The sequence below is a fragment of the Reyranella sp. genome, assembly GCF_965229815.1.
Classification (GTDB): Bacteria; Pseudomonadota; Alphaproteobacteria; order Reyranellales; family Reyranellaceae; genus Reyranella.
In genome coordinates, this window is the sequence record NZ_CBDDJN010000006.1 from 1,524,161 (window position 1) to 1,549,321 (window position 25,161).

The 25,161-nt window shown below is 70.2% G+C and carries 17 protein-coding genes; 9 read left to right on the top strand and 8 right to left on the bottom strand.

The window, feature by feature from the left end; all coding sequences use genetic code 11:
- Positions 1-34 precede the first annotated feature (34 nt).
- Both ACO073_RS18645 and ACO073_RS18650 read left to right on the top strand, forming a co-directional pair.
- Positions 35-787, top strand: a complete 753-nt coding sequence (locus ACO073_RS18645) for a hypothetical protein (RefSeq protein WP_421999206.1) — start codon at positions 35-37, stop codon at positions 785-787.
- Positions 788-888: 101 nt separating this feature from the next.
- Positions 889-2,112, top strand: a complete 1,224-nt coding sequence (locus ACO073_RS18650) for a cation:proton antiporter (protein ID WP_421999208.1) — start codon at positions 889-891, stop codon at positions 2,110-2,112.
- A gap of 6 nt (positions 2,113-2,118) precedes the next feature.
- On the opposite strand, the gene ACO073_RS18655 is transcribed toward ACO073_RS18650, so the two are convergent.
- On the bottom strand, positions 2,119-2,547 hold the full coding sequence (locus ACO073_RS18655; RefSeq protein ID WP_421999209.1) for a DUF333 domain-containing protein: 429 nt from the start codon (positions 2,545-2,547) through the stop codon (positions 2,119-2,121).
- A gap of 116 nt (positions 2,548-2,663) precedes the next feature.
- Between ACO073_RS18655 and ACO073_RS18660 the strand changes: the two genes are divergently transcribed.
- Both ACO073_RS18660 and ACO073_RS18665 read left to right on the top strand, forming a co-directional pair.
- Positions 2,664-3,725 carry a serine hydrolase domain-containing protein gene (locus ACO073_RS18660; RefSeq protein ID WP_421999211.1) on the top strand — a complete coding sequence of 354 codons (1,062 nt, stop codon included), beginning with the start codon at positions 2,664-2,666 and terminating at the stop codon, positions 3,723-3,725.
- A gap of 155 nt (positions 3,726-3,880) precedes the next feature.
- Positions 3,881-5,329, top strand: coding sequence for a DHA2 family efflux MFS transporter permease subunit (locus ACO073_RS18665; RefSeq protein ID WP_421999212.1), 1,449 nt, complete (start codon positions 3,881-3,883; stop codon positions 5,327-5,329).
- A gap of 16 nt (positions 5,330-5,345) precedes the next feature.
- On the opposite strand, the gene ACO073_RS18670 is transcribed toward ACO073_RS18665, so the two are convergent.
- Positions 5,346-5,840 (bottom strand): TspO/MBR family protein, encoded by a 495-nt coding sequence (locus tag ACO073_RS18670; protein ID WP_421999214.1) that lies wholly within the window; start codon positions 5,838-5,840, stop codon positions 5,346-5,348.
- A 5-nt stretch (positions 5,841-5,845) separates the two neighbouring features.
- Positions 5,846-6,517: a DUF1345 domain-containing protein gene (locus tag ACO073_RS18675; protein WP_421999215.1), complete on the bottom strand. Its 672-nt coding sequence runs from the start codon at positions 6,515-6,517 to the stop codon at positions 5,846-5,848.
- A 168-nt stretch (positions 6,518-6,685) separates the two neighbouring features.
- Between ACO073_RS18675 and ACO073_RS18680 the strand changes: the two genes are divergently transcribed.
- The 4 genes from ACO073_RS18680 (at position 6,686) to ACO073_RS18695 (ending at position 11,269) form a co-directional block, all read left to right on the top strand.
- A complete protein-coding gene (locus ACO073_RS18680; RefSeq protein WP_421999216.1) occupies positions 6,686-7,468 on the top strand; it encodes an orotate phosphoribosyltransferase in 783 nt (260 codons plus the stop codon).
- Positions 7,469-7,637: 169 nt separating this feature from the next.
- Entirely contained in the window at positions 7,638-9,284 is a 1,647-nt protein-coding gene (locus ACO073_RS18685; protein WP_421999218.1) for a peptide ABC transporter substrate-binding protein, read from the top strand.
- An 87-nt stretch (positions 9,285-9,371) separates the two neighbouring features.
- Positions 9,372-10,349 (top strand): ABC transporter permease, encoded by a 978-nt coding sequence (locus ACO073_RS18690; RefSeq protein ID WP_421999219.1) that lies wholly within the window; start codon positions 9,372-9,374, stop codon positions 10,347-10,349.
- Complete coding sequence (locus ACO073_RS18695; RefSeq protein WP_421999221.1) at positions 10,346-11,269, top strand: ABC transporter permease; 924 nt, start codon at positions 10,346-10,348, stop codon at positions 11,267-11,269. Before ACO073_RS18690 ends, ACO073_RS18695 begins: the two co-directional genes overlap by 4 nt.
- Positions 11,270-11,287: 18 nt before the next feature.
- Here the strand turns inward: ACO073_RS18695 and ACO073_RS18700 are convergent, their stop codons facing one another.
- The 4 genes from ACO073_RS18700 to ACO073_RS18715 form a co-directional block, all read right to left on the bottom strand.
- Complete coding sequence (locus ACO073_RS18700) at positions 11,288-12,307, bottom strand: TauD/TfdA dioxygenase family protein (protein WP_421999223.1); 1,020 nt, start codon at positions 12,305-12,307, stop codon at positions 11,288-11,290.
- A 31-nt stretch (positions 12,308-12,338) separates the two neighbouring features.
- Positions 12,339-12,878 (bottom strand): hypothetical protein, encoded by a 540-nt coding sequence (locus ACO073_RS18705; RefSeq protein ID WP_421999225.1) that lies wholly within the window; start codon positions 12,876-12,878, stop codon positions 12,339-12,341.
- Between the two features lie 81 nt (positions 12,879-12,959).
- The gene (locus ACO073_RS18710) at positions 12,960-14,630 is read right to left on the bottom strand and encodes an ankyrin repeat domain-containing protein (RefSeq protein ID WP_421999227.1); all 1,671 of its coding nucleotides are present in this window, start codon (positions 14,628-14,630) and stop codon (positions 12,960-12,962) included.
- 165 nt (positions 14,631-14,795) lie between these two features.
- Positions 14,796-15,287, bottom strand: coding sequence for a GFA family protein (locus ACO073_RS18715; protein WP_421999228.1), 492 nt, complete (start codon positions 15,285-15,287; stop codon positions 14,796-14,798).
- 94 nt (positions 15,288-15,381) lie between these two features.
- Between ACO073_RS18715 and ACO073_RS18720 the strand changes: the two genes are divergently transcribed.
- Positions 15,382-16,437, top strand: a complete 1,056-nt coding sequence (locus ACO073_RS18720) for a Dyp-type peroxidase (protein WP_421999230.1) — start codon at positions 15,382-15,384, stop codon at positions 16,435-16,437.
- A 132-nt stretch (positions 16,438-16,569) separates the two neighbouring features.
- Here the strand turns inward: ACO073_RS18720 and ACO073_RS18725 are convergent, their stop codons facing one another.
- Positions 16,570-25,140 (bottom strand): GH36-type glycosyl hydrolase domain-containing protein, encoded by an 8,571-nt coding sequence (locus ACO073_RS18725; protein ID WP_421999232.1) that lies wholly within the window; start codon positions 25,138-25,140, stop codon positions 16,570-16,572.
- Between the last annotated feature and the right edge of the window lie 21 nt (positions 25,141-25,161).

Consider the following 25,161-nt stretch of genomic DNA (forward strand, 5'->3'; position numbering starts at 1 on the left):
GCGCTAGTGTGGTGGCGTAACAGGGGGGAGTTGCTTGGTACCGGAGCTCATCCAGGCCGCGCTGCTGCTTGCCGGCGCGATGGTCGCCAGCGAGATCGGCTTTCAGCTGGGGCGCCTTTCGGGGCCGCGCGACGAGGCCTTCAGCAAGCAGCTGAGCGTCATCAGCGGCGCCACCTTCGCCCTGGTCGCCTTCCTCATCGGCTTCGGCTTTTCGGGCGCGGCGACCCGTTATGTCGACCGTCTCGACCTGGTGGTCAAGGAAGCGAACGCCCTCGGCACGGCCTACCTGCGGGCCGACGTGCTCCCGCAGCCGGCGCGTGGCGAGTTGCAGTCAGCGCTGAGGGACTATGCCCGCGGCCGGGTGGCGCTCCTGAAGACGGAAACGCGAGAGGAGGCCCAGCCCCTGCTGCAGGCGGTCGGCCCCGAGCAGCAGCGGATGTGGGAGATCGCTCTGCGGGGATCGGGCGGCAACGCGCAGATCATGCGCCTCGTCCTGCCGCCGCTCAACGAGGTCATCGACCTTCACACCACCCATCTGGCGTCGGCGCGGCGCCACATCCCGACCGCGATCATGGTGGCCCTGCTGATCAGCGCCGCCCTTTCTCTTGCCCTCGCCTCCTTCGCCAACGGCCAAGCCGGCCGGCGCTTCCCGGTCCTGAACTTCGTCTACGGCTTCGCCCTGGCGACCGCCCTGTGGATGACCATCGACCTCGACCATCCGCGCCGGGGCCTGATCCAGGAGACCATCCAGCCGCTGATCGAGACCCTGCAATCGATGAAGTCCTGACCCTCCCAGTCGGGAGGCGGCAAACCCCTCCCGCGGATTTGCATGGTTGATCCGGCCAACGGCGCACTACTATTGCGACCGGTCGAACCGGAGGCAACCACTTGGAGTTTCTCACGCATCTGCCGTCGCTGACGGCATTTGCCTTCACGCTGATGCTGACGCTGCTGCTGCCCCGGTTCATGGAGCGCCTGCGTCTTCCCGGACCGGTGGGGTATATCCTGGCCGGGATCATCCTCGGTCCCCATGCGCTCGGCGTCCTCAACCCGGACGGCAAGGTCGTCACCTTCTTCGCCGATCTCGGCAAGCTGCTCCTGATGTTCTTCGCCGGCTTCGAGGTTGACATCGCCCAGTTCAACCGGGCCCGCCGCAAGGCCGCGACCTTCGGCCTGCTCACCTTCGCCTTTCCCTTCGCGCTGGCCGTCGCGGTCGCGGCCTCGTTGGGCTATCCGCCCAACGCCTGCGCCGTGATCGGCGCCATCCTGGCCTCGCACACGCTTCTCGGCCTGGCCGTGGTGAAGAAGTTCGACCTGATGGGGCGCGAGGCCGTGGTCGTCACCATCGGCGCCACGGTGCTGACCGACATGGTGGCGATCCTCGTGCTCGCCATCTGCCTGCCGATCCACCTGCACGGCTTCCAGCCGAAGGCCGTGCTCGCGGTGCTGGGATGGCTGGTGCTCTACGTACCCGGCATCCTGTTCGGACTGAGCTGGCTCGCCCGGCACGCGCTCACCCGCCTGGGCACGACCAAGGCGGCGCGGACGCTGATCATGCTGACGGCGATCGCCATCGCCGCGCAGGTCGCCGAATGGATCGGCATGGAGGGCATCATCGGCGCCTTCCTCGCCGGCGTCGCGCTGAAGCGGGCCTTGGGCGAGGACACGGGCGACGATTCGCTCGAGGTGATGAGCCATGCGCTGTTCATCCCGATCTTCTTCATCGCCGCAGGGTTCCTGGTCGACTTCACGCTGTTCTTCACCACCCTGCGCGACCAGCCCGCGCTGGTCATCGGCGTCCTGGTCGCGCTGTTCGCCGGCAAGTGGCTGGCGGCCCAGGCGGGCGGCCGGCTGTTCGGCTACGGTCCGGCCGACCGCGGGCTGATGTTCGGGCTCACCGTGCCGCAGGTCGCGGCCACCTTGGCCGTGGCGCTGGTGGCCTACGGCACGCGCGACCCGGCGGGCCGCCGGCTGATCGACGAGCCGATGCTGAACGCCACCGTCGTGCTGGTGATCGTGTCGTCGATCCTCGGCCTCGTCATCACCGAGCGGATGGCGCGGAAGTCGCGGCCCTCCGCGCCCGAGCCGACAGCGGCCGCCGTCGCAGACTGACGCGGCTCAGCGCCCGCAGGCGCCGCGCCAGTAGGCCACGGCATCACAGACCTTGCCCCCCGGCAGGGCGCATTTCCCCTGCTCGTCGGGCAGGTTGCCGTTCGCCGCGACCGTGTAGCGTCCGCCGGTGATGGCGCAGTAGCGGCCGGCCGGGGTGACATAGCCGGTCACGCGCAGTCCGCCCTTCGGGCATTCGCCGCGGAACAGCGCCCATTCCTCGCACTGGTAGTTGTCCTCGAACAGGCAGACGCCGAACTGGCCGCCGTCGGGCCGCCGCTCGATGGCGAGCCGGCCGCCTTGCGCGACGCAATTCTCGGAGGCCGGATTGGCAAGGCGCGGCGCCGGTGTCGACCGCCCCGGTGCCTGGGCACCGGCAGAACCACCGGCCGCCACCGCGATGACCGCGCAGGTGATGAGCAGGACGGAGGGGCGCATGCGCTTCATCCTAGAGCGACAGAAGCGGCGATGGAATCCCCGACCACCCCGGGGCGCGCTTGCGGTTCGCGCCGGCGCGGCAGCAGAGTGGCGGCATGCTTCGACGACGCGTCCTGATGGCATCGATTGCCGCGAGTTCGCTCGCCGGCGTCGCGCCGGCGCAGGACCGATCGGGACTGCAGGATCGCCTCACCCGCCTGGCACGGCGCCATCGGATCCCGGGCGCGAGTGCCGCCGTGCTGCTCGACAGCGAGATCGTCGGCCGCATGGCCGTCGGCGCCGATCCGGACACGCTGTTCCAGGCCGCCTCGATCAGCAAGACGGCGAACGCGGTCGTCGTGCTGCGACTGGCCGAGCAGGGCCGGCTCAGCCTCGACGCGCCCGTCAACGCGATGCTGCGCAGCTGGTCGCTGCCCGGCGCCGGCGCCGGGGCGGTAACGCCCCGCCTGCTGCTCAGCCATCGCGCCGGAACCACGGTCGCGGGCTTTCCCGGCTACGTCCCGGACGGGCGCCGACCGGACCTGCGGCAGATCCTCGACGGCCTGCCGCCGGCCAACACGCCGCCGGTCCGCGTCGCCTGGCCGCCCGGCCAGGCCTTCCGCTATTCCGGCGGCGGCACGATGGTGCTGCAGCGCCTGGTCATGGATGTCTCGGAACGCGACTACGACGACCTCGTTCGCGACCTCGTGCTGTCGCCGGCCGGGATGACGCGCAGCGGCTTCTTCCAGCCGCCGTCGCCCGCCGTCACCGACAGGGCGACCGCCCACGATGGCGACGGGCGGCCCCTGCCCGGCGGCTTCCACGTCTACCCCGAGCACGCAGCCGCGGGACTCTGGAGCACGCCGTCGGAACTCGCTCGTCTGGCCCTGATGATCGCCGCAAGCTGGCGCGCCGGCGGAGTCCTGTCTCGGTCCATGGCCCGCGCCATGGCGACCCCCGTCGGCGGCGGTCCGACCGGCCTCGGGCTGTTCGTCCGCGCGCGCGGCGGCGACAGGCCGCCGTGGCTCTATCACTACGGCGTCAATGCCGGGTTCCGGTCGATCCTCGTGTTCGCCGCCGACGGCAGCTTCGGCCTAGCCCTGATGACCAACGGCGAGGGCGGTCGGCAGCTCATCCCGGCCTTCCTCGCGGATGCCTTCGCGGCCCACGGACAGGATCCTTTCCGCCCCGCCGAGTGAAGCCGCGCGCGGGCGGCGCGCCGCTCCCCGGCAAGGGAGATGTGCACCGATCCTGTTTGCACATCGAATGCCGACGCCGGCAAACTGACTTCCTCTCTCCCGGCCGCCGTCGGGCGGGCGGATCGGCCGGGCGCTCTCCCGGCCGCGGGACGAGGATGGCGTCAACGATACCGATCGCATCGCCCGACGAGGCGCTGAAGAGGCTCCTGCCGTGGCTGGTCGGCGTCGCATTCTTCATGCAGGCGCTCGACATGACGATCCTGAACACGGCGGTGCCGGCCATCGCCCACGCCATGGACGTCCGGCCGCTCAGCGTGAAGTCGGTGCTGGCGAGCTACATGCTGAGCCTCGCCGTGTTCATTCCCGTCAGCGGCTGGCTGGCGGACCGATTCGGGACGCGACGCGTCTTCGCCGGCGCGATCGCCCTCTTCACCCTCGGCTCGGTCCTGTGCGGCCTGTCGGACAGCCTCGACATGCTGATCGCCTGGCGAGTCCTGCAGGGTGCGGGGGGCGCCATGATGATCCCCGTCGGCCGCCTGACCCTGGTGCGGACCTACGACAAGAGCGACCTCGTGCGGGTGCTGAGCTTCGTGGCCCTGCCGGCCCTGGTCGGGCCGTTGATCGGGCCGGTGCTGGGCGGCCTGATCGTCTCCTATCTGGACTGGCGCTACGTCTTCTACGTCAACGTCCCGGTCGGCCTGCTCGGCCTCGCCTTCGTCGCCCGCCGGCTGCCCGACTACCGCGAGGCGTCGGTGCCGCCGCTCGACGCCGTCGGCCTGGTCCTGTTCGGCGGCGGCGTCGCCCTGCTCTCCTACGTGCTGGAGATCTTCGGCGAGCATGAGCTGTCGGCCGTGGAGATCCTGGCGCTGTTCGTCGTTTCGCTGCTGCTTCTCGCGCTCTATGGCGTGCGCACGACGCGTGTCGCCCACCCGATCCTCGACCTTTCGCTGTTCCGCGTGCGCACCTTCCGCGCCGCGGTGGTCGGCGGCTTCGTCGCGCGGCTCGGCATGGGCGGCGCGCCGTTCCTCTTCCCCCTGCTCTACCAGATCGGCTTCGGCCTGACGCCGGTCCAGTCCGGACTGCTGATCCTGCCCCAGGCCATCGCCTCGATCGGCCTGAAGCGCTTCGTGCCGGCGATCCTCGAGTGGCTGGGCTTTCGCGCCGTCCTGGTCGGCAACACCGTGCTGCTCGGCCTGATGATGGCATCCTTCGCCACCGTGGGCGTCGCGACGCCGATCTGGCTGATCGTCCTGCAGGCCCTCGCCCTCGGCTTCTTCATGTCGCTCCAGTACAGCGCGATGAACAGCCTCGTCTTCGCCGATGTCGCCACCACCCGGACAAGTGCTGCCAGCACCATCGCTGCCGCCGGCCAACAGCTCTCGGCGAGCTTCGGCGTGGCCGTGGCCGCGCTCACGGCCGCGTTCTTCGTCCCGCCCCAGCTTCACTCGCATCCGGCGGCGATCGTCGACGGCGTCCATCACGGCTTCCTGGCGCTCGCCGCCCTGACCATCCTGTCGGCCGCGACCTTCATGGAGCTGCGCGCCGACGACGGCCAGGACGTGAGCCGCCATCCTGTCGACCCCCACCCCGTGCACGAGCATTGAGCGGGTGGCCGACCTGTCAGGCCGTCGGGTTGAGCCGCCAGATCGAGATGTTGAGGACGGTGGCGAAGGCGACCCAGGCGAGATAGGGCAGCATCAGCAGCGCGGCAAGCCGGTCGACGGGGCGGAAGGCGAGCGCCGTCACGATGACTCCGACGTCGAGCACCACGATCGTGGCCAGGGCGGCGCCGATCTTCTGCAGGCCGAAGAACACGACGCTCCAGCCGAGGTTCAGGACGAGCTGCATGGCGAACAGGGTCAGCGGACCGCGCGTCATCTCGCGGTCGCCGCTGCGCCAGACCCGCCAGGCCGCGACGCCCATCAGGACGTAGAGCACCGTCCAGACCGGCCCGAACACGGCATTGGGCGGGTTGAAATCCGGCTTGGCGAGGTCGGCATACCAGGTCCGGACGCTGGTTTCCGTGACGGCGCCGCCCAGCGCGCCGATGCCGAGGCAGAGCAGCACGAACAGGGCGAGGGCGATGAGGTCGACGGTGCGGCTTTGGGCGGTCATGGCGCTCAGGACAGGAGGCTCGCGCCGACATTGATGGTCAGCGCCAGGATGGCGGTGTTGAACACGAAGGCCACGATGCCGTGCAACATGGTGAGATGGCGCATGGCGCGCGAGACGGTGCCGACGTCGCCGGTCTGGGCGGCACAGCCGATGACGAAGGAATAGTACAGGAAGTCGCGATAGTCCGGCGGCCGCCCGCCCGGGAAGTTGAGCCCGCCGGGCCCGTCCTCGTCGGGCCGGTAGTAGACATTGGCATAGTGCAGGGTGAACACGAGATGGGTGAAGGTCCAGGACAGCGCGACCGTGAGGCCGGTCAGGACGATGCCGCCGACCAGCGACTGGCCGTGCGCCCCGAGGCCCGGCAGCTCGGCGGCGATGCACACGAAGCTGGCCGCGGCCGATGCCACCACCAGGGCCAGGATGATCCAGTCGCCCTCGTCGTACAGGGCGGCCCGGTCGTGGCAATGCTCGACCGTGGAATGGGCGATCATCCACAGGGTGGCCGAGATGTAGAGGAGCGCCGTCAGGTCCCAGGCCAGGATCAGACGGGTCGTCTGTCGCAGGTCGGGCGGCAGGACCAGGAGGAGGACGAGCCCCGCCAGGACCGACAGGAGAAGGCGCTTGCGGCCGACGGCGAAGCGGACGATCCGCCAGTCGCGATAGGACGTCGTCGTCATGCGCTCCAGTTCTCCCCCCGGGGCCGGCACTCTGCCACCCGGTGGCCCCCCGCCACCAGTACCGGCATGCAACGGCTGGGTCGCGCGAGTCTCCCTTGCCGGTCCTGTGGATGAACGCTAAACACACGGCCGTCATCTAGTCGCGAGCCGCATGGGGGAAAAGGCAGCATGGCGACGAAGAAGAAGGCCAAAACGCCTGCCGCCGGGACTTCAAGAAAGCCGGCCAAGCAACTGAACGGCAACGGTTCTTCCGGGAGGGCAAGTCCGCTTGCCGAGGCCCGGGACACGGCCCGGCTGCTGCTCGAGATCGAGGCCATCCACTGCCGGCCCGACAACCCGTACATCTTCACCTCCGGGCGGGCGAGCCCGGTCTACATCGACTGCAGAAAGCTGATCTCCTACCCGGAAGCCCGGACCAAGATCATGGCCCACGCGCTGAAGGCCATCGACCGGGACATCGGCTGGAGCAAGATCGACGTCGTGGCTGGCGGCGAGACGGCCGGCATCCCCTTCGCCGCCTTCCTGGCGGCGCTGGCCAAGAAGCCGATGATCTACGTGCGCAAGCAGCCCAAGGGTTTCGGGCGCATGGCCCAGATCGAGGGCGACCTGAAACCGGGCAAGCGCGTGCTGCTGGTCGAGGATCTGGCGACCGACGGCGGCAGCAAGCTGGTCTTCATCGAGGCCCTGAAAAAGGCCGAGGCCAAGGTCACCGACTGCTTCGTCATCTTCCACTACGGCATCTTCCCGCAGAGCATCGAGATGCTGGCCGCCGGCGGCGTCAAGCTTCACGCCCTGGCGACCTGGTGGGATGCCCTCGAGGCGGCGGAGCGCCACAAGTACTTCGACGAGCGCGGCCTCACCGAGACGCGCGCCTTCCTCGAGGCGCCGGAGAAATGGTCGGCCAGCCATGGCGGCCGGCCGCCGGCACCGCGATCGCTGATGGGGCGCTGAAGCGCGGCGCCGGGCGCGCCACTCCCGTGGCGGCGGCACCTCTTTGGAGCGCGGACCTCCAGGTCCGCATCATGATCATGAGCGGACCTGGAGGTCCGCGCTCCGAATGACGCGCCAGCAGGCACGTGAGGTTGCCTCACGGGTCGACGGATGCGACGGTGCGGCGGAGATGATCCGCCGCTTTTTTCTTGTCGCCCTCGCCCTCGTCGGGTTCGCCGGCCCCGCCCTCGCCAAGGACGAGCTCGTCGTCGGCATGACCCAGACGCCGGGCACCTGGAACCCGCTGATCAGCTCGATGCTGGCCAAGTCGCTGATCAGCAACATGACCTCGCGGCCGATCACAGCCTACGACCCCCGGTCGCGGCTGGTCTGCCTGGTCTGCACCGAGCTGCCGACCATCGAGAACGGCAAGGCGCGCGTCATCGACCTTCCGGACGGAAAAAAGGGCATGGAGGTCGACGTCGAGCTGCGCGACATGCGCTGGGGCGACGGCGTGCCGGTGACCGCGAAGGATGTCGCCTTCACCCTGGAGGTCGGCCGGCATCCGCTCTCCGGCGTCGCATCGGCGGAGGCCTACAAGCGCATCCTGAAGTTCGACGCGCGCGACGACCGGCATTTCACCATGACGATCGACCGCGTCACCTTCGACTACAACAGCATCGGGCTTAACATCCTGCCGGCCCACATCGAGAAGCCGATCTTCGACGCCGATCCGGCCGAGTACCGCAACAAGACCGCCTACGATACCGATTCGACCAATCCGGGCCTCGCCTTCGGCCCCTTCCGCATCGTCGAGATCGTGCCCGGCAGCCGCATCACCCTCGAGCAGAATGCGAGCTGGACGGGCGAGAAGCCGCACTTCAAGCGCATCACCGTCAAGATCATCGAGAACACCGCCGCGCTCGAGGCCAACCTCCTGTCCGGCAATGTCGACTACGTGCTCGGCGAGCTCGGCCTGTCGCTCGACCAGGTGCTGGCCTTCGAGAAGCGGCACAAGGACAAGTACGACTTCATCTACAAGCCGGCCCTGATCTACGAGCACATCGACGTCATGCTCGACAACAAGCTGCTGCAGGACCGGCGCGTGCGGCAGGCGATGCTGATGGCGATCGACCGCAAGGCGATCTCCGACAAGCTCTTCGAGGGCAAGCAGCCGGTGGCCAACGGGCCGATCAGCCCGCTCGATCCGATGTACAGCACCGAAGCCCGTCACTATGCCTACGATCCGGCGACGGCGCGCAAGCTCCTCGACGCGGCCGGGTTCGCCACCATCCGCAACGGCGTGCGGCAGGATGCCGGCGGCGAGCGCCTGTCGGTCGAGATCACGACCACCGCCGGCAACCGCGTCCGCGAGCTGGTGGCGCAGGTGATCCAGAGCCAGATGCGCCAGGTCGGTATCGACGTGCGCATCAAGGCCGAGCCACCGCGCGTCTTCTCGGCCGGCCTGAACCGCCGCCAGTTCAGCGGGCTCGCCATGTACGCCTGGGTGCAGCAGCCGCAGGGCGTGCCGCGCTCGCTCCTCTTCTCGACCGAGATCCCGACCGCCGAGAACGCCTGGAGCGGCCAGAACTATCCCGGCTATCGCAACAAGGCGATGGACGAGGCGCTCGATGCCGCCGAGCGCGAGCTCGACGAGACCAAGCGCAAGGCGATCTTCGCCACCATCCAGAGCATCCACGCCGAGGACCTGCCGGTGCTGCCGCTGTTCTTCCGCGTCGATCCCTTCGTCATCCCCAAGCCGCTGAAGGGCGTGGTGCCGACCGGCCATCTCAACAGCTCCACCCTGTGGGTCGAGCAGTGGCGCTGGGAGAACTAGGTTGATGCCGGGGACGCGTCACTCCCGTGGCGCGATCATCCGTCGGTGCAGGCGAAGACGCGCGACGGAAGTCGCGCGCGCCCAGCCGTGAGCCGCTACCTCGCCAGCCGCGCCGTGCAGACGGTGGCCACGCTCGCGCTGATGAGCCTCGTGGTCTACCTGCTGATCGGCCTGATGCCGGGCGATCCGATCGACCTGATGATCGCCGGCGACCCGCACATGACCAGCGAGGACGCGGCCCGCCTGCGCGCTGTCTACGATCTCGACAAGCCCCTGCTCGACCGCTACCTCACCTGGGCCAGCCGGGCGCTGCAGGGCAATTTCGGCTACTCGCGCTCGTACAACCTGCCGGTGCTGACGGTCCTCTGGCCGCGCCTGCTCAACACCTTCGTGCTGGCCGGCCTTGCGTTCGTGCTGGCGATCGCGATCGCCTTGCCGCTCGGCATCGCCGCCGCCGAGCGGCCGCGCAGCACCGCCGACTACCTGATCAACCTGCTCTGCTTCGCGGGAATCTCCACCCCGCCCTTCTGGCTCGCCCTGCTGCTGATCACGCTGTTCGCCGTCAGCCTGGGCTGGCTGCCGGCCGGCGGCATGGCCGACGTGCGCGCCGGGACGCCGTGGTGGACGGCGCTCGGCGAGCGGCTGCGCCACCTGGCCATGCCGATGGCGACCCTGACCCTGGTGCAGCTCGGCGCCTACACGCGCTTCGTGCGCGGCGCGATGATCGAGGTGCTGCGCCAGGACTATGTGCGCACGGCGCGGGCCAAGGGCGTGCCCGAGCGCGGCGTGCTGTGGCGCCACGCCTTCGCCAACGCGCTGGCCCCGGTGCTGACCATCCTCGCCTTGTCGTTCGGCGGCCTGTTCTCGGGCGCGCTGATCACCGAGACCATGTTCGCCTGGCCGGGCATGGGCAAGGCGATCTACCAGGCCATCCTCGAGAACGACTACAACCTCGCCCTGGTCGGGCTTCTGATCGCCACGCTCGCCACCCTGCTCGGCAACCTGCTGGCCGACCTCGCCTATGCCTGGGTCGACCCGCGCGTGTCGCTGGCCGAGAAGCCATGACCGTGGGGACGGCGATCGCGACGACCAGCCCGCGCCGACTGTTCTGGTCGCGCCTGGCGCGCCATCGCCTGGCGCTGTTGTCTCTGGCCTTTCTCGCGGTGCTGCTGGCGCTGTCGCTGGCTGCCCCGCTGATCGCCGACCTGCGCGGCGTCGACCCGGCGCAGACCGACCTCTTCAGCCGCTTCGAGCCGCCGTCGGCCACCCATTGGCTCGGCACCGACGAGCTCGGCCGCGATCTCTTCCAGCGCCTGCTCGACGGCGGCCGCGTGTCGCTGCTGGTCGGCCTGTCGGGCGCGCTGCTGTCGGCGGTGATCGGCGCCCTGATCGGCGTCGTGGCCGGCTATCTCGGCGGCCGGCTCGACAGCCTGCTGATGCGGCTGACCGACGGCGTCATCGCGCTCCCGCTCCTGCCGCTCCTGATCGTCCTGGCCGCCGTCGACCCGTCCAAGCTCGGCGTGCCGGCCGAGATCGCGCAGTCCGAGACCTTCTCGCTCTACCGCATCGTCGTCATCGTCGGCCTGACCGGCTGGACGACGGTGGCCCGGCTGGTGCGCGCGGAGACACTGTCGCTCAAGGCCCGCGATTTCACCCGCGCCGCCCAGGCGCTGGGCGCGCGCCCCGGGCGCATCATGTTCCGCCACATCCTGCCCAACACGGCGGGCTCGCTGGTCGTGGCCACGACACTGTCGATCGGCAGCCTGATCCTGCTCGAGTCCACCCTCTCCTTCCTCGGCCTCGGCACCCAGCCGCCGGCGGCGAGCTGGGGCAACATGCTGACCGGCGCGCAGGAGCTGCTGCAGCAGGCGCCGGTGCTGGCGCTGCTGCCGGGACTGCTGATCTTCCTCACCGTGATGGCCTTCAACTTCCTGGGCGACGGGCTGCAGGACGCGCTCGACCCGCGCAGCGAGCGCCGCCAGTAGCGCGACCGGCAGCGCCGCTCAGTCGGCGGCGGCCTCCTCGGGGATCCAGCTCCGCTTCTCGCCGTCGTAGAGCGGGCCGGGATTGCCGCGCACCGTGGTGCGCCACATCATGCGCTGCTCGTTGGCCGCGTCGTACCAGGTCGCGGTGTGGATCAGGCAGCGATTGTCCCACACCAGCAGGTCGCCCTCGGTCCAGTCGTGGACGTAGACGAACTCGGGCCGCGTGAAGTGCGCCATCAGCTCGTCGAGCAGGCGCGCGCCGGCGCCGTTGGGGCCCGGCTCCATGCCCACGAACGGACCCTCGAACCAGTCCATCTGGCTGCGCTCGCAGACATAGAGCGCCTTGCGGCCGGTCACCGGATGGACGCGCACGACGGGCTGCGGCTGCGAGCGCTCGTGCCGGGCAAAGGACCCGGGCGTGCGGCCCGCCTCGGCGGCCTCGCGGTCGCGGCCCGTGCCGGGCTGGGCATGCAGGCCCTGCAGCGTCTCGACCCGCGCCTTCAGCGGTGTCGGCAGCGCCTCGTAGGCGAGGACGCCCGAGGCGAACAGGGTCTGGCCGGTGCCGCGCGACACCGGGTTGGCGGCATAGAAGAGCGAGATGTCGGGCGGCGGCCGGCGATAGCTCTGGTCGGTGTGCCAGCCGTGGCGATGGGGATACTGGACCGGGAAGCCGCCGTCGGCGGTGAGCGGCGGCTCGGGCCGGTCGGGCGGCGGCCGCGCGCCCGGCACCATGTTGGTCACCATCAGGATCTCGGGCACGGTCGGATGGGCCATGTTCAGCCGCGTCAGCAGCGTGCGGTAGTTCTCGACCTCGCTGCCCAGCCGGGTGCTCAGGCGCACCAGCAGGCCGGGATCCTCGGCGATCTCGAAAAGGCCCGGCACCAGCAGCAGGCCGCCCGCCTCGGCCAGCGCCTCGGGCAGGCCGTCGGGCAGCTTCGCGGTCAGAGGCGATGAAAGGCGCACGGTCGCGCCGAACGCGGCGCCGGGAAGGGGCGAGGTGATGGAGGAGATGTCGGTCATGGCCTGTGCCCGGGCCATACAATATCCATGCCGCCCGCCGCCGCGGCGATCACCCCTGCAGCAACGGCGTACCCCTGGCGACCACGTTCACGTCGTAGGGCTCCTCGTGCAGCGTCTCCGGATCCCACATGCTGCGCTTCGCGGTCAGAAACGGCCCGTCATAGACGTGGATCGCGGCGCTGATCTTGCCCAGCGGGTTGATCACCGAATGCACGATGTCGGCGCCCAGCAGCGTCACGTCGCCGGTGCCCAGCGCCTCGCCGCCTGCCGGCTCGATCGGGAAGCGGGCGCCGTCCGGCATGCGGCGCCAGAACGTGTTGTCCTCGCGGCCGCCGTACATGCCGATCACCGCGCGCATGCGATGGTCGTGCGGCAGCGTCACCTGCATCGGTGACCAGGCGAGGCTGATCACCGTGAGGTCCGGCGCCTTGTGCAGGACCTTCACGCCCGGCCGGTCCGGCGCGCCCAGCGCGGCCACGACGGAGGACGGGTCGGAGACGGCGCGAGCCACGACCTCCTTCATCGCCTGGCGGGAACGCTCGCCCAGGGTCGTGCGCAGGTCGGCGACGAACTGGTCCAGGCTGAACATGCGGGCTCTCCTCGGCGGCGGCAGGCTTGCATGCTGCCCGGTTTGCGGCGGCGAGGCCACCGCGGCATCGTTCCGCGGCCTTCACGGCGGCCCGCTCCGCCGGGCCTGACGCTCGCGCAGGAAGTCGGCGAGCTCGATCATCCCTCGCTTCCTGAAGCCTTCCTCGGCCGTCAGGCCGCCGGCGGCGTCGCGGATCTCCGGATCGGCGCCGCGATCGAGCAGGAAGGCGGCCATCTCCATCGCATCGTCCTCGTTCGGCGGCAGCGCGAAGAGCGGCGTGTATCCCATGCGGTGACGGGCGTTGACGAGGCCGGGATCGCCGTCGAACAGGTGGGCCAGCCTGGCCTGGAAGCCGAGATAAGTCAGGTTGTGCACGTCACGGCTGAGGGGAGCCAGAAAGGCCGCGATCTCGCGCCGGTCGAAATGGGCGGCGTAGCCCATCGCCCCGTCGCCGACGCTCGTCGTGGGCCGGTCGATGTCGGCCCCGCGGGCGACCAGCAGCTCGACCACCGCCAGCGACCCGCCGGCAACGGCGGCCTGAATCCCGCGCTGACCGATCTCGTCGGCGACATCGACGTCCACGCCCAGCTCCAGCAGCAGCGACACGACGTCGGCCCGGCCGCCACGGGCGGCCGCGAGCATCGGCTTGGGATCGCGCAGACAGTCGGGCTGGTCAGCCGCGATCGCGCGCGCCGCCGGCCGGTCGAGGCTCATGCACGCGGCCTGGAAGGCGGACAGGCCCTCCAGGGTTGTCCGTTCCGCACCCGCTCCTTCGAGCAGCGTCGCCATCACGACATGGCCGTGGATCAGGGCCTCCTCGCGCTGGGGCCGCTTCGAATAAGCGTGAAGGCTGTTGGGATCCGCCCCATGGGCCAGGAGCCATTCGGCCCGTCGGAGGTGATTGTTGGCCGTGGCATTGCCGAGCAGGTAGTCGAGCACGTTGCCCGCGACGAGGACGCCCGTCTCGGCCCGCCATGCGTCGAGCCGGCCCTGCCGTTCCGATCGGGTCCAGAGAAACTCCAGCCAGCCGGTATCGTCCTCGGTGATGGACGTGTTGTAGAGCGCCTGGGGGTCGAACGGGTCGGCCCCCCGCTCGATCAGCAGCGCCGCCAGCTCCCTCGCCTGCGGATGCGGCGGCTGGATGCCTTCGCCCTCGCCGATCGGCCCGGTCAGAGCGGTGAAGGCCGGCTCGCCCCAGGGACCGATCCAGCGGGCGTTGGGATCGGCGCCGTGGTCGAGGAGGAGCCGCGCGATCTCGACGCTCCGCGTCTCGCTGCCCGGCAGCCTCGAGTAAGCCAGGTAGAGCAGCGGCTCACGGTCGAGCGGTCCACCTTTGCGGTTGGCGGCGGCAGGATCGGCGGCGAGTCGCCGCGCGACCTCCGCCACATTGCCCGTGGCCGCCGCGGCATGGAGACTGTCCCGCCCGATTTCCGGCCAGCGAGTCAGGAGGCGCGCGCCGCCGGCGTGATCGCCCGCCCAGTCGGCCGACCGCAGCACGAGCTCGACGCGCTCGGCGTGGGAACGCCGGGCATCCTTCAGGGCCTGGGACACCACCGCCCAGCCGGGCAGACCATATTCGCGGGCCAGCGCCAGCTGAACGTCACGAAGGCCCGGCTCCGCCGGCGCCTCCGGCGTCACGGCAAGCAGCCGACGGCGCGCCATCGCATCGCCGGCCTGCAGCGCCTTGAGCCAGCGCTTGGCTTCCTTCTTGAGGGAATCGGGAGTCGAGCGGACGGTGAGCTTGCGGCTCATGGGCATCTTCCTTCCGTATCGCCTGGCGTCCGCTGAAACAGGCCGGAAGAAGAGGCGTGAAACGACTAGATCATTTCAGCATGGGTGGGAGCCAGCTCCCTTGCCGCGGACCGGTGGCGCCCCACGGCGCTCTGCGCGGATCATCCGTTGCCGGACTTGTCGTTGTCAACGAACCACGGTCCGCTTGCGCCGCCGTGGGCCCGTCCACAGCACGCCGGGAAAGCCCTTCAATGGTTTCAAGGGCTCGCCGCGATAGGCCCATTCGGGCTGGTCCTCGATGTTCACGTGGTAGAGCGGCTCGCGCCCGGTCCCGGCATCAAGCAGCGCGCGCGGCACGTTCACCATCTGCGGCGAGCGCTTGCGGGCATAGAAGACCGGGGTGCCGCAGCCGCCGCAGAAGGCGCGGACGTCGCCGGTCGCCGGGTCCTCGAAGCGCACCAGGCTGCGCGCGCCCCGGGCGAGGCGGAAGCGGCTGCGCCAGCAGCCGACATAGGTCGCGTAAGCTGCGCCGTGCGCCCGCCGGCTGACGCGCGAATGGTCGTGCCATGCCCAGCGTGCCGGCACGCCGATCTCGACCGCGACCTTGCCGCACAGGCACTGGCCGGTCGCCATGCCGGGCCCTCGCCTGCCCTCCGCTCCGGCGGTTGCCCGGACCATCTCGCCTCCCACTCAACCTTTCTCCGCGTGTTTGCGCTCGACCTTCCGACGCCGCAAGATGGCCGGCCACCGACCAGAGTCTCAGGAGCGCTGCGTGCCGTCCACGATATCCCAACCGGTCGCCGCGCCGCTGACGCGCGCCGCCATCTTCCTGGTCGTGACGATGAAGGACGGGCCGGACGCCGAAGCCGCCGTGAAGGGAGTCTGTGCCGACCTGTCGGCCCTGCTGCGCGCCGTCGGCTTCCGCGACCTCGACGGCCGGCTGAGCTGCGTCATGGGCATCGGCTCGGACGCCTGGGACCGGCTGTTCGGTGCGCCGCGCCCGAGGGACCTGCATCCGTTCCGCGAGATCAAAGGCCAGCACCACGCCGTGGCGACGCCCGGCGACCTCCTCTTCCACATCCGGTCCATGCGCATGGACCTCTGCTTCGAGCTCGCGACGCAGATCATGGCGCGGCTGGGCGACGCCGTCTCGGTCGCCGACGAGGTCCACGGCTTCAAGTACTTCGACGACCGCGACCTTCTGGGCTTCGTCGACGGCACGGAGAACCCGGTCGACCAGGAGGCGCTCGACGCGACGCTGATCGGCGAGGAGGATGCTACCTTCTCGGGCGGCAGCTACGTCATCGTCCAGAAGTACCTGCACGACCTCAAGGGCTGGAACGCCGTGCCGGTCGAGCAGCAGGAAGGCTTCGTCGGCAGGACCAAGCTCGGCGACATCGAGCTCGACGACGCCGTGAAGCCCACCTTCGCCCATGCGGCACTGACAACCATCGTGGAGAACGGCGAGGAGCAGAAGATCGTGCGCGCCAACATGCCGTTCGGCGAGGTCGGCAAGGGCGAGTACGGCACCTATTTCATCGGCTACGCCCGCTCGCCGCGCCGCACCGAGCAGATGCTGGAGAACATGTTCGTGGGCAAGCCGCCCGGCAACTACGACCGGCTGCTCGACTTCAGCCGCCCCGTGACCGGCACGCTGTTCTTCGTGCCGACCGCGACGTTTCTCGACGAGGTCGTGGCGGCGCCGGCGGACCCGGCGCCGGAGCCCGCGTCGGACGTTCCGCCCCCTACGGCCGCCGAATCGCCGGCCGACCGTGCGATCACAGGCTCGGATGGATCCCTCGGCGTCGGTTCGCTGAAGAAGAGCTGACCATAACCTGTTCGGTCAGGAACGGGTGAACGCGCCGGACCGTTCTCGTCCGCATCATTTCCTCGCCCAATCCGCAGGCCGCCGCCGCGCGCCGGCCCGGGCCTGCGATCAAAGACGAATGCGTGCGCCCCGTCAGCCGGCGGCTTCCGCCTCGTCGACCGCTTCGGCCGGGACCGCGCCCAACGTTACGGCGATCGCCTGCACCGCGCCGCCTGCCGCGAGGCGCAGCCGCGCGCGGCCGGCCACCGGGCGAAAGGCAGCGCCGTCGACCCCTACCGCCACGACGCCCCGGCTGACGCCCCCGGGGTTCGCGACCGTAATCTCGTAGAGGGCGCCGCGATAGCGGAGCGTGAGCGCGAAGCCCGGCCAGGACCGCGGCACGCAGGGATCGATCACCAGCCAGTCGCCTTCGACGACCAGGCCCAGGATCGATTCCACGCCAGCCCGATAAAGCCAGCCGGCTGAGCCCGTGTACCAGGTCCATCCGCCGCGCCCGACATGAGGCGGCATCGAGTAGACGTCGGCCGCCGCCACGTAGGGCTCGACCTTGTAGCGCAGCACGCCGGCGCGCGTGGCCGTGTGGTTGACCGGATTGATCAGCGTGAACAGCTCCGCGGCCTTGTCGCCCTCGCCGAGCGCGGCGAACGCCATGATCGACCAGGCGGCCGCATGGGTGTACTGGCCGCCATTCTCGCGGATGCCCGGCGGGTAGCTCTTGATATAGCCCGGATCGCGCGAGGTCCGGTCGAACGGCGGTTCGAACAGCAGCGCGAGACGGTCGCCGCGATGCACGAGGCGGTCGTCAACCGCCGCCATCGCCCGGGCGGCGCGGTCCGGCCCGGCCGCACCCGAAAGAGTCGCCCACGACTGCGCGATGGCGTCGATGCGGCATTCGTCGCTGCCGGCCGAGCCCAGCGGCGTGCCGTCGTCATAGAAGCCGCGGCGATACCATTCGCCGTCCCAGCCGTCGCGCTCGAGCGCTACGCGCAGGGCCTCGGCATGTGCCGTCCAGGCGGCCGCGCGCCGGTGCTCACCGCGCGCCTCGGCCAGTGGCACGAAGGCCCTGAGCGCGGCATGCAGGAACCAGCCCAGCCACACGCTCTCGCCCTTCCCGCCCTCGCCGACCCGGTTCATGCCGTCGTTCCAGTCGCCCGTGCCGATCAGGGGCAGACCATGCGCCCCGATTGCCAGGCTGGCATCGAGGCCGAGCGCGCAATGCTCGAACAGGCTCGCCTTGGCGTCCGCACGGTCGGGCTGGAAATAGAGGTCGTGGTCGGCCGGCTTCAGCGAAGGCCCGGCGAGGAAGGGCACCTCGGCATCGAGGATGGCGGCGTCGCCCGTGGTCCTGACATGGTGCGCGGCAACGGTCGCCAGCCATGCCTTGTCGTCCGAGATCCGGGTCCGCACGCCTTGGCCCGCGATCGGGAACCACCAATGCTGGACGTCGCCCTCCACGAACTGGCGGCCGGCCGCCCGCAGGATGTGCTCTCGCGCCAGTTCCGGCTTCACCACCGCCAGCGACATCGCGTCCTGCAGCTGGTCGCGGAAGCCGTAGGCGCCGCCGGCCTGGTAGAAGGCCGACCGCGCCCAGGTGCGGCAGGCCAGCGACTGGTAGAGGAGCCAGCCGTTCAGCAACAGGTCGAGCGCGGGATCCGGCGTCCTGACCTGCACGGTATCGAGGACGCCGTTCCAGAAGTCGACGACGGTGCGGTGTGTAGCGCCAGGATCGGCGGTCCGGTAGCGCGCGATCAAGGCGCGCGCGTCGGCCACGTCTGCGCCCTGGCCGAGAAGGAAAACGAACTCGGTCGTCCCCCCGCGTGGCAGATCCACCGACGCCTGAAGCGCGGCGCACGGATCGAGGCCGGCGCCGGAACGCTGCGCCAGGACTGCCGACCCCGCCAGCGCCGCCGGCCAGTCGAGGCTGCCGTTGCGGCCGACGAATTCTGTGCGGTCGGCGGTCCATGCGACCTGCCGGCCGCCGAGGTCGGCGAAGGCAACCCTCGTTCCGTGATGCTGATTCCAGGGATTCCGTGCCAGGAGGGCGCCTGTCTCGCCGTCCCGTTCGGTGATGACCGTGGACGCCGCCGCGCCGCGCGACAGGCCGAGCACCCATTCGACATAGGCGGTGAGCTCGAGGCGGCGCGGGCTTCCCGACAGGTTCCGAAGGACCAGGCGCGAAATCTTGACCGGATCGTCGGGGGCCACGAACTGCAGCAGCTCGAGCACGATTCCGTTGGCGATGACCTCGAAGCGGCTGTAGCCGCGGCCATGGCGGGCGATGTAGGTCGCCCCTTCCTGTCGCGCCGGCCGCGCGGTCGGCCCCCACAGGGCGCCGCTGTCGAGGTCTCGGACGTAGAAGGCCTCGCCCGCCTGGTCGGAGACGGGATCGTTCGACCAGGGCGTGAGCTGGTTGTCGCGGCTGTTCTGCGACCAGGTATAACCGCCGCCATCGGCCGCGACCTGGAACCCGAACGAGGGATTGGAAACGACGTTTATCCACGGCGCCGGCGTCGTCTGGCCGGGCCCCAGCACGGTGACATACTCCCGCCCGTCCGGCGAGAAGCCTCCGAGGCCGTTGAAGAACTTCAGCGCACCGGTCGCGGCGGGGGTCGACGTGGAAGGCACGAGGGCCGGCAGATTGCGGCGCGGCGGCGGCTGGCCGCGCGCCGCCGGCGCCAGTTCGAGCTGGTCGGCGAGGCTGCCTCGCCCGCCTAGAAGCACGACGCGGGCGAATGCGATCAGAAGCGCCCGCGTCTCCGGCGAGATCAGGTCGGTACGCAGGGCGAAGACGCCGCCATCCTGCGGTTCGGCTCCGCCAGGACGGCGCGCGCGGCTGCCCCGCACCAGAGCCTCCACCGTCACCTGCAGATCCTGTACATACGAGGCGCTCCGTTCGTTCAGCACGACGAGGTCCACCGCCAGACCCTTCATCCGCCAGTATTCGTGGGCGCGCAGCATCTCGCGGACGATGCCGATCTCCTCGATCTGGTCGATCCGGACCAGCACGATCGGCAGGTCGCCGGAGATGCCCTGGGCCCACAGGACCGGCGGCGGGGCGAGGCCCCGGCGGATCGCTTCCGGCGGTGCCCGCAAGGCGGGATTGGCGTAGAGGACGTGGCCAGCCAGCCGCTGGTAGCGGCCGGCCTCCGTGGCGCTCACGTCGAGGTGGCGCAATTCGACCTGGGCCTGGGTCCAGGCCAGCGTGGTGGCGCGGACGAAGGCGTTGGCGTCGCGGTGCTTGTCGATGAGGTCGAGGAGAGCCGCCCGCGACGCCGCCACCATCGTCCAGTAGGCGATGCGCACGGAGCCGCCGGCCGGCACGTGCAGCCGCCGGCGCAGGGCGAAGATCGGGTCGAGGACCGTCCCGACGGTCCCCGAAAGAGGCCGACCGTCGACAATGGCTACCGCCTCCCCGACCTCGTTGCCGCGCCCGAGAAAGCGCGCGCGGTCCGTCTCGAACTCCTGTGTGCCCTCTGCCTGGCCCTCGACGACGGCCAGATGAGCGGCCCACAGTTCGGGCTCGTCGGCGGCGCGGCGCCGTCGCGTGGCGAGGATGGCTCCAGCTTCGGCAAGATGCTCGGTATGCACGAAGAGCTTGGAGAAAGCCGGATGGGCGGCGTCGGCGGCGCGCGTCGCCAGCACGATCTCGGCATAGGAGGTGACTTCGATGACCCGGCCCGCCGCTCCTGAATTCGTGATCGTGAGCCGCCGCACCTCGGCATCCTCCTCAGGCGACACGACGATATCGAGGCGCGTGTCCAGGCTTCCGTCACGGCGCATGAACTCGACGCGGTCCTCCGCAAACATCACGTCGTGGCGATCCGGGCGTACGCCGCAGGGCCGGAAGGTCGGCGACCACACCGCGCCGCTCTCGACGTCGCGCAAGAAGAGGTAGCTGCCCCAGTCGTCCCGGGTCACGTCCTCGCGCCACCGCGTCACGGCGTAGCGGCCCCACAGGCTGAAGCCCGACCCCGCCGCCGTCAGCATCACCGAGTATCGCCCGTTCGACAGGAGATGGACCGAAGGACTGGCGGCATGGGGATTGTGCAGGCGGCGGACCGCGGCCACTTCACGCTCGGCCACGCCGCCGCCCGCGCCGTCCTCGGCGCGGCGCTGGGTAGCCGCAACCGTGCGCGGCGCGCGCTCTTGCAGCAGCAGCTCGGTCGCCTGCACCTTCGGGTCAGCGTGAAACCGGGAACGAATGATACCGCCCAGCAAGGCATTGGCGATGGCGACGATGGTCATCCCCTGATGATGCGCCATGCTGGCCCGCACGATCACCGCGCCCTCGCCTTTCGGGACTCGGCCCGGCGTGAAGTCCACCGCCTCGTAGAAGCCGAAGCGCGAACGCGCGCCGAGAGCCGCCAGCCGCTCGAAGTTGGCCACCGCTTCGTGCGGCTCGACCATGGCGGCGAGCGCCGTGGCATAGGGGGCGACGACGGCGTTCTCGCCCAGACCGCGCTTGAAGCCGAGCCCCGGCACGCCGAAGTTCGAGTACTGGTAGGTCAGCTCCTTGTCGCGCATGTTGTAGGCGGATTCAGAGATTCCCCAGGGCAGTCCGAGGCCCGCCGCGTACCGAATCTGTCGCCGGACGACCAGCCGGTTCGTCCTTTCGAGCAGGCTGCCGAAAGGCGCCCGCATGACCAGCGACGGCATCAGGTACTCGAACATCGAGCCCGACCACGAGACCAGCGCCGCACCTCGGCCCACCGGTACGGTCTCACGGCCGAGGCGGAACCAGTGGCGGGCGGGAATGGCACCGGCCGCGATGGCCATGAAGCTCGCCAGCCTCGCCTCCGAGGCGAGTAGGTCGTAGCAGTTGGGGTCGAGCCGATCCTCGGCCACGAGATAGCCGATCGACAGGAGGCGGCGCGATCGGTCGAAGAGGAACGCGAACTCCATGGCCTCCGCCAGGCAGTGCGCGGTTCGCTCGGCGGCCCGGAGGCGACGATCCAGCTCCGCGATCGCTTCGGCTTCGGCGCCGAGATCGCGGCCATGACTGGCGATCGCCCGGACCGCCGCGTCGATCCAGTAGACAACCTCCGCGGAGGCGGGATCGGCGCGCTCGCTCGCGAGCGTGCGGGCCAGGTCGAGCGCGGTGGCGGCCTCCGTCTCGATCGTGCCGGATCTGAGGTCGAGCCGAGACACGTCCGCCCTCAGCGCGGTGATCGCCAGGGCGAGCTCCGTCGGGGAGACGACGTGCGAGCGCCGGTCGTCCGGCAGCGCCTGCAGCTCCGCCGAGGCAAGATCGAGGCAGTCGGCGACGCCCCGAGCCACGTCAGGGGACTGCGCCGCCGGGCCACGCCAGGCCGCACAGGTCCCCGCCAGGGCGACGAGGTGTCCCGCGAGATTGCCGCTGTCGACGGTGGAGACGTAAAGCGGCTCGAGCGGCCGCAGGTCCGACGTGTCGTACCAGTTGAGGAAATGACCGCGGCACTTGTCCATTCGCTGCAGCGTCGCGAGGGTCGCCTCGATGCGCTCAACCGCCTCGAACCTGCCCAGCCAGCCGAATTCGCGGGCTGCCGCCGTCGACAGCAGCAGGAGCCCGAGATTGGTGGGCGAAGTTCGCCGGGCGAGCACCGGCTCGGGATCCTCCTGGAAATTGTCCGGCGGAAGCCAGTGGTCGTCGTCGGTGACGAACGTCTCGAAGAACCGCCAGGTCCGACGCGCCAGGAGCCGCAGCGCCGCGATATCAGCCGGGACCATCCGCAGGCTGGCGGCGTCGCGGGGCGCACGGCTTACCCAGAACGCGACCATCGGCGCGGCGAGCCACGCCAGCACGAACGGTGCGGCGATCGGCAGGGCGCCCGAACCCGCGCCGACAACGAAGGAGACCGAGAGCACCGCCACGACGAGGCTGCCGGCCATGGCCGAATGGACGGAGAGCCATCCCACCCGCCTGCCCTGCGTAACCTGCGCCGCCGTGATCCATTCGAGCAGGCGGCGATGGCTGAACCCGAGCCGGAACAGCGTCCGGCCGATGGCGTCCGTCATCAACCAGGCGTGATGGGCGAGGAAGACCACGAGAAGGAACGTCTGGGCCGCCGCGGCTGCAAGGTCTGACCCGAGCGCGGCGAAGTGGCTGCGCGGCGTGATGGTCGTTCGCCCCGGCATCAGGCTCGCGACGACGGGCAGCAGCGTCGGCTGGGCGACGACCGCCAGCACGAACAGCGTCCAGAGGAATGCCGCCGGAAGCGGCAACGTCCATCCCGCGAGCAAGGCGAGCAGAAGCGCCGGCGCCGAGAGCGTGCGGCGGAGATTGTCGAACATCTTCCAGAAGCCGATCGCGGTGAGGTAGCCCGCCTTGCGACGACCCGTGGTTCCCCTCACCAGCCCGAGCATCCAGGGCAGAAGCTGCCAGTCGCCGCGCGCCCAGCGATGCTGGCGCGCCGCGGCAACGTCGTAGCGCGACGGGAACTCCTCGACGACTTCGATGTCCGATGCGAGACCGGCTCGCGCGAAGACGCCCTCGAAGAGATCGTGGCTCAGCATCGTGCTGTCGGGTACCCGGCCCTGCAGCGCCGCTTCGAAGGCGTCGATGTCGTAGATGCCCTTGCCCGAATAGGAGCCTTCGCCGAACAGGTCCTGGTAGACATCCGAGACGGCCGATGCGTAGGGATCGATGCCGCTGTGACTGGAGAAGATGCGCTGGAACAGCGAGCCTTCCGTGCCCACCGGCAGGGACGGCGTGACGCGCGGTTGCAGGATTCCGTAGCCCTCGACCACCCGCCCGATCGCCGGGTCGAAGCGCGGCCGGTTGAGCGGATGGGCCATCTTGCCGACCAGCCGCACGATTGCGTCGCGCGGCAGCCGGGTGTCGGAATCGAGGGTGACGACGTAGCGGACGTCGGGCGGAAGTGGTCGCGCCGCCGCCTCGACGAAGGTGGTTTCGGCGGCCCCCCGCAGCAGGTGGTTGAGCTCGTGCAGTTTGCCGCGCTTGCGCTCCCAGCCAATCCATTGCTCTTGCGCCACGTTCCAGCCGCGGCGGCGATGCAGCAGGAAGAAGCGGTCGATATCCTTCTCGCCCGGATGGCGCCGGTTGAGACGATCGACTCCGGCGCGGGCGACCGCCAGCAGCGACGCGTCCTCGGGCATCGTCTCGGCGCGCGAATCCGTCCAGTCGGACAAAAGCGCGAAGTGGATCGCACCGCCGGGATTCGAAAGATGATGGACCTCGAGGCGCTGGATCTGCTCCTCGATCGCCGCCGCCGTCGTCAGCAGGGTCGGGATGACGACCATGGTTCGCCGGTCGGCCGGCACGCCGTCGCGCAGGGCAAGGCCGGGCAGGCGCGTGGCGCCGAAGCCGCCGGTGATCAGGCGATTGACCAGCAGCAGGGCGGCGTCGAGCGCCGGCAGCAGCCCGACGGCGGCCATGCCGGCGAGCGACCAGCCTGTGATGCCGAGGAGCCACAGGCCGATCAACGGCGGCAGCAATCCCAGCGCCGCGGTCAAGGCCACGCAGCCGACATAGCCCGCGATGCCGGCGCGCACGAAGCGACGATGAAGGGTCAGTCCGCGCGGCCGGAAGCCGATCGCGCGCTCGAAGGCGCGCCGGCCGCCGCCGATCAGGTGGTACCCTGGCTCGCTCGCCCGGCCGTCCTCCTCCTGCCCGGCGCCGGCCGCGGCGGCCACGGCCCGCCGGGCGATCTCGGGCTCCGGGATCGTGCTGCCGCGCGCCAGCTGCTCGATGGCGTTGCGATAGAGGTTGCGGGTGGCGAAATCCATGTCGGCAAAGACGCCATGGCGGCGCAGCACGCCGTCGACCGGGCTCACCGCTTCAAACAGCGCGGCCCAGTCGACATCCGAAATCAGGCGCATGCTGGTGATGACGTTGCGGACGGTGACGTTGAGGGCGCCTTGGAGCTGATGCTCCTGGCGAACCAGCGCTTCGGACGTGGCTCCCCGGGCCGCCAGGCGGCGCTCCAGCCATCCCACCGCGGGTGTCGAGTCCGGATCGTGCTCGCGCAGCCTCTGGATGAGCTGGACGACGAAGCCATTGGACAGCGGGGATCCCTCATAGGGCGCCAGAGCGGTGGAATCGGGCGCCTGCCCCTTCACTCCGAGCAGGCGGTCGGCCAGGAGGTTGGCCTGCTCACGGCCCGACCATTGGCTCACGATTAGCCTGGCCGAGCGCCGCAGGTTCTCCAGCAGCACGATCCGCAATGTGATGGCGACGGCCCACAGCTCGCCAATGCTCAGCGGCTGGACCGTCTGGTAGGCGCGCACGAAGCGCGTGAGCGTGTCCGGATCGAAGCGGCTGTCGGTATGGGCGACGAAGGCCCAGGCGATCCCGAACACCCGGGGGTAGCCCGCGAGCGGCCCGTCGCTGAGCTTCGGCAACTCGCGATAGTAGCCTTCGGGCAGGTCGGTGCGGACCTCCCGAACCTGCTGCTCGACGAGATGGAAGTTGTCGAGCAGCCATTCGGCGGCGGGGGCGAGCGGGCGGCCGCTGCCCGCGGTCGCGGCAATCGCGTGATAGGCCTCCAGCAATACCCGTTCGTTGGCGCGCAGACGCGCGACCAGCGATCGGCCGGTCGTCCGGCCGGGATCTACGGGCTGGTGGGCGGCCAGGCTGCGGGCATGCTCCTCCAACCGCTCGGCGCTGAAGAGCTCGCTCCGGATCGGGCTCTGCTCGTCTCCCCGGTCATCGCGTCGGCCGCGCGACCAGAGGCCCCTAGCGAGTGAAGCGAGCGTGTCCGCCATTTCCGGCGCTAGCGTCCGGAC

Bases quoted from the DNA above. Each gene is read 5' to 3' on its own strand.
- ACO073_RS18655 (WP_421999209.1), bottom strand. From the start codon at position 2,547: ATGCGCCCCTCCGTCCTGCTCATCACCTGCGCGGTCATCGCGGTGGCG.
- ACO073_RS18660 (WP_421999211.1), top strand. From the start codon at position 2,664: ATGGCATCGATTGCCGCGAGTTCGCTCGCCGGCGTCGCGCCGGCGCAG.
- ACO073_RS18665 (WP_421999212.1), top strand. From the start codon at position 3,881: ATGGCGTCAACGATACCGATCGCATCGCCCGACGAGGCGCTGAAGAGG.
- ACO073_RS18670 (WP_421999214.1), bottom strand. From the start codon at position 5,840: ATGACCGCCCAAAGCCGCACCGTCGACCTCATCGCCCTCGCCCTGTTC.
- ACO073_RS18675 (WP_421999215.1), bottom strand. From the start codon at position 6,517: ATGACGACGACGTCCTATCGCGACTGGCGGATCGTCCGCTTCGCCGTC.
- ACO073_RS18680 (WP_421999216.1), top strand. From the start codon at position 6,686: ATGGCGACGAAGAAGAAGGCCAAAACGCCTGCCGCCGGGACTTCAAGA.
- ACO073_RS18685 (WP_421999218.1), top strand. From the start codon at position 7,638: ATGATCCGCCGCTTTTTTCTTGTCGCCCTCGCCCTCGTCGGGTTCGCC.
- ACO073_RS18695 (WP_421999221.1), top strand. From the start codon at position 10,346: ATGACCGTGGGGACGGCGATCGCGACGACCAGCCCGCGCCGACTGTTC.
- ACO073_RS18700 (WP_421999223.1), bottom strand. From the start codon at position 12,307: ATGGCCCGGGCACAGGCCATGACCGACATCTCCTCCATCACCTCGCCC.
- ACO073_RS18705 (WP_421999225.1), bottom strand. From the start codon at position 12,878: ATGTTCAGCCTGGACCAGTTCGTCGCCGACCTGCGCACGACCCTGGGC.
- ACO073_RS18710 (WP_421999227.1), bottom strand. From the start codon at position 14,630: ATGAGCCGCAAGCTCACCGTCCGCTCGACTCCCGATTCCCTCAAGAAG.
- ACO073_RS18715 (WP_421999228.1), bottom strand. From the start codon at position 15,287: ATGGTCCGGGCAACCGCCGGAGCGGAGGGCAGGCGAGGGCCCGGCATG.
- ACO073_RS18725 (WP_421999232.1), bottom strand. From the start codon at position 25,140: ATGGCGGACACGCTCGCTTCACTCGCTAGGGGCCTCTGGTCGCGCGGC.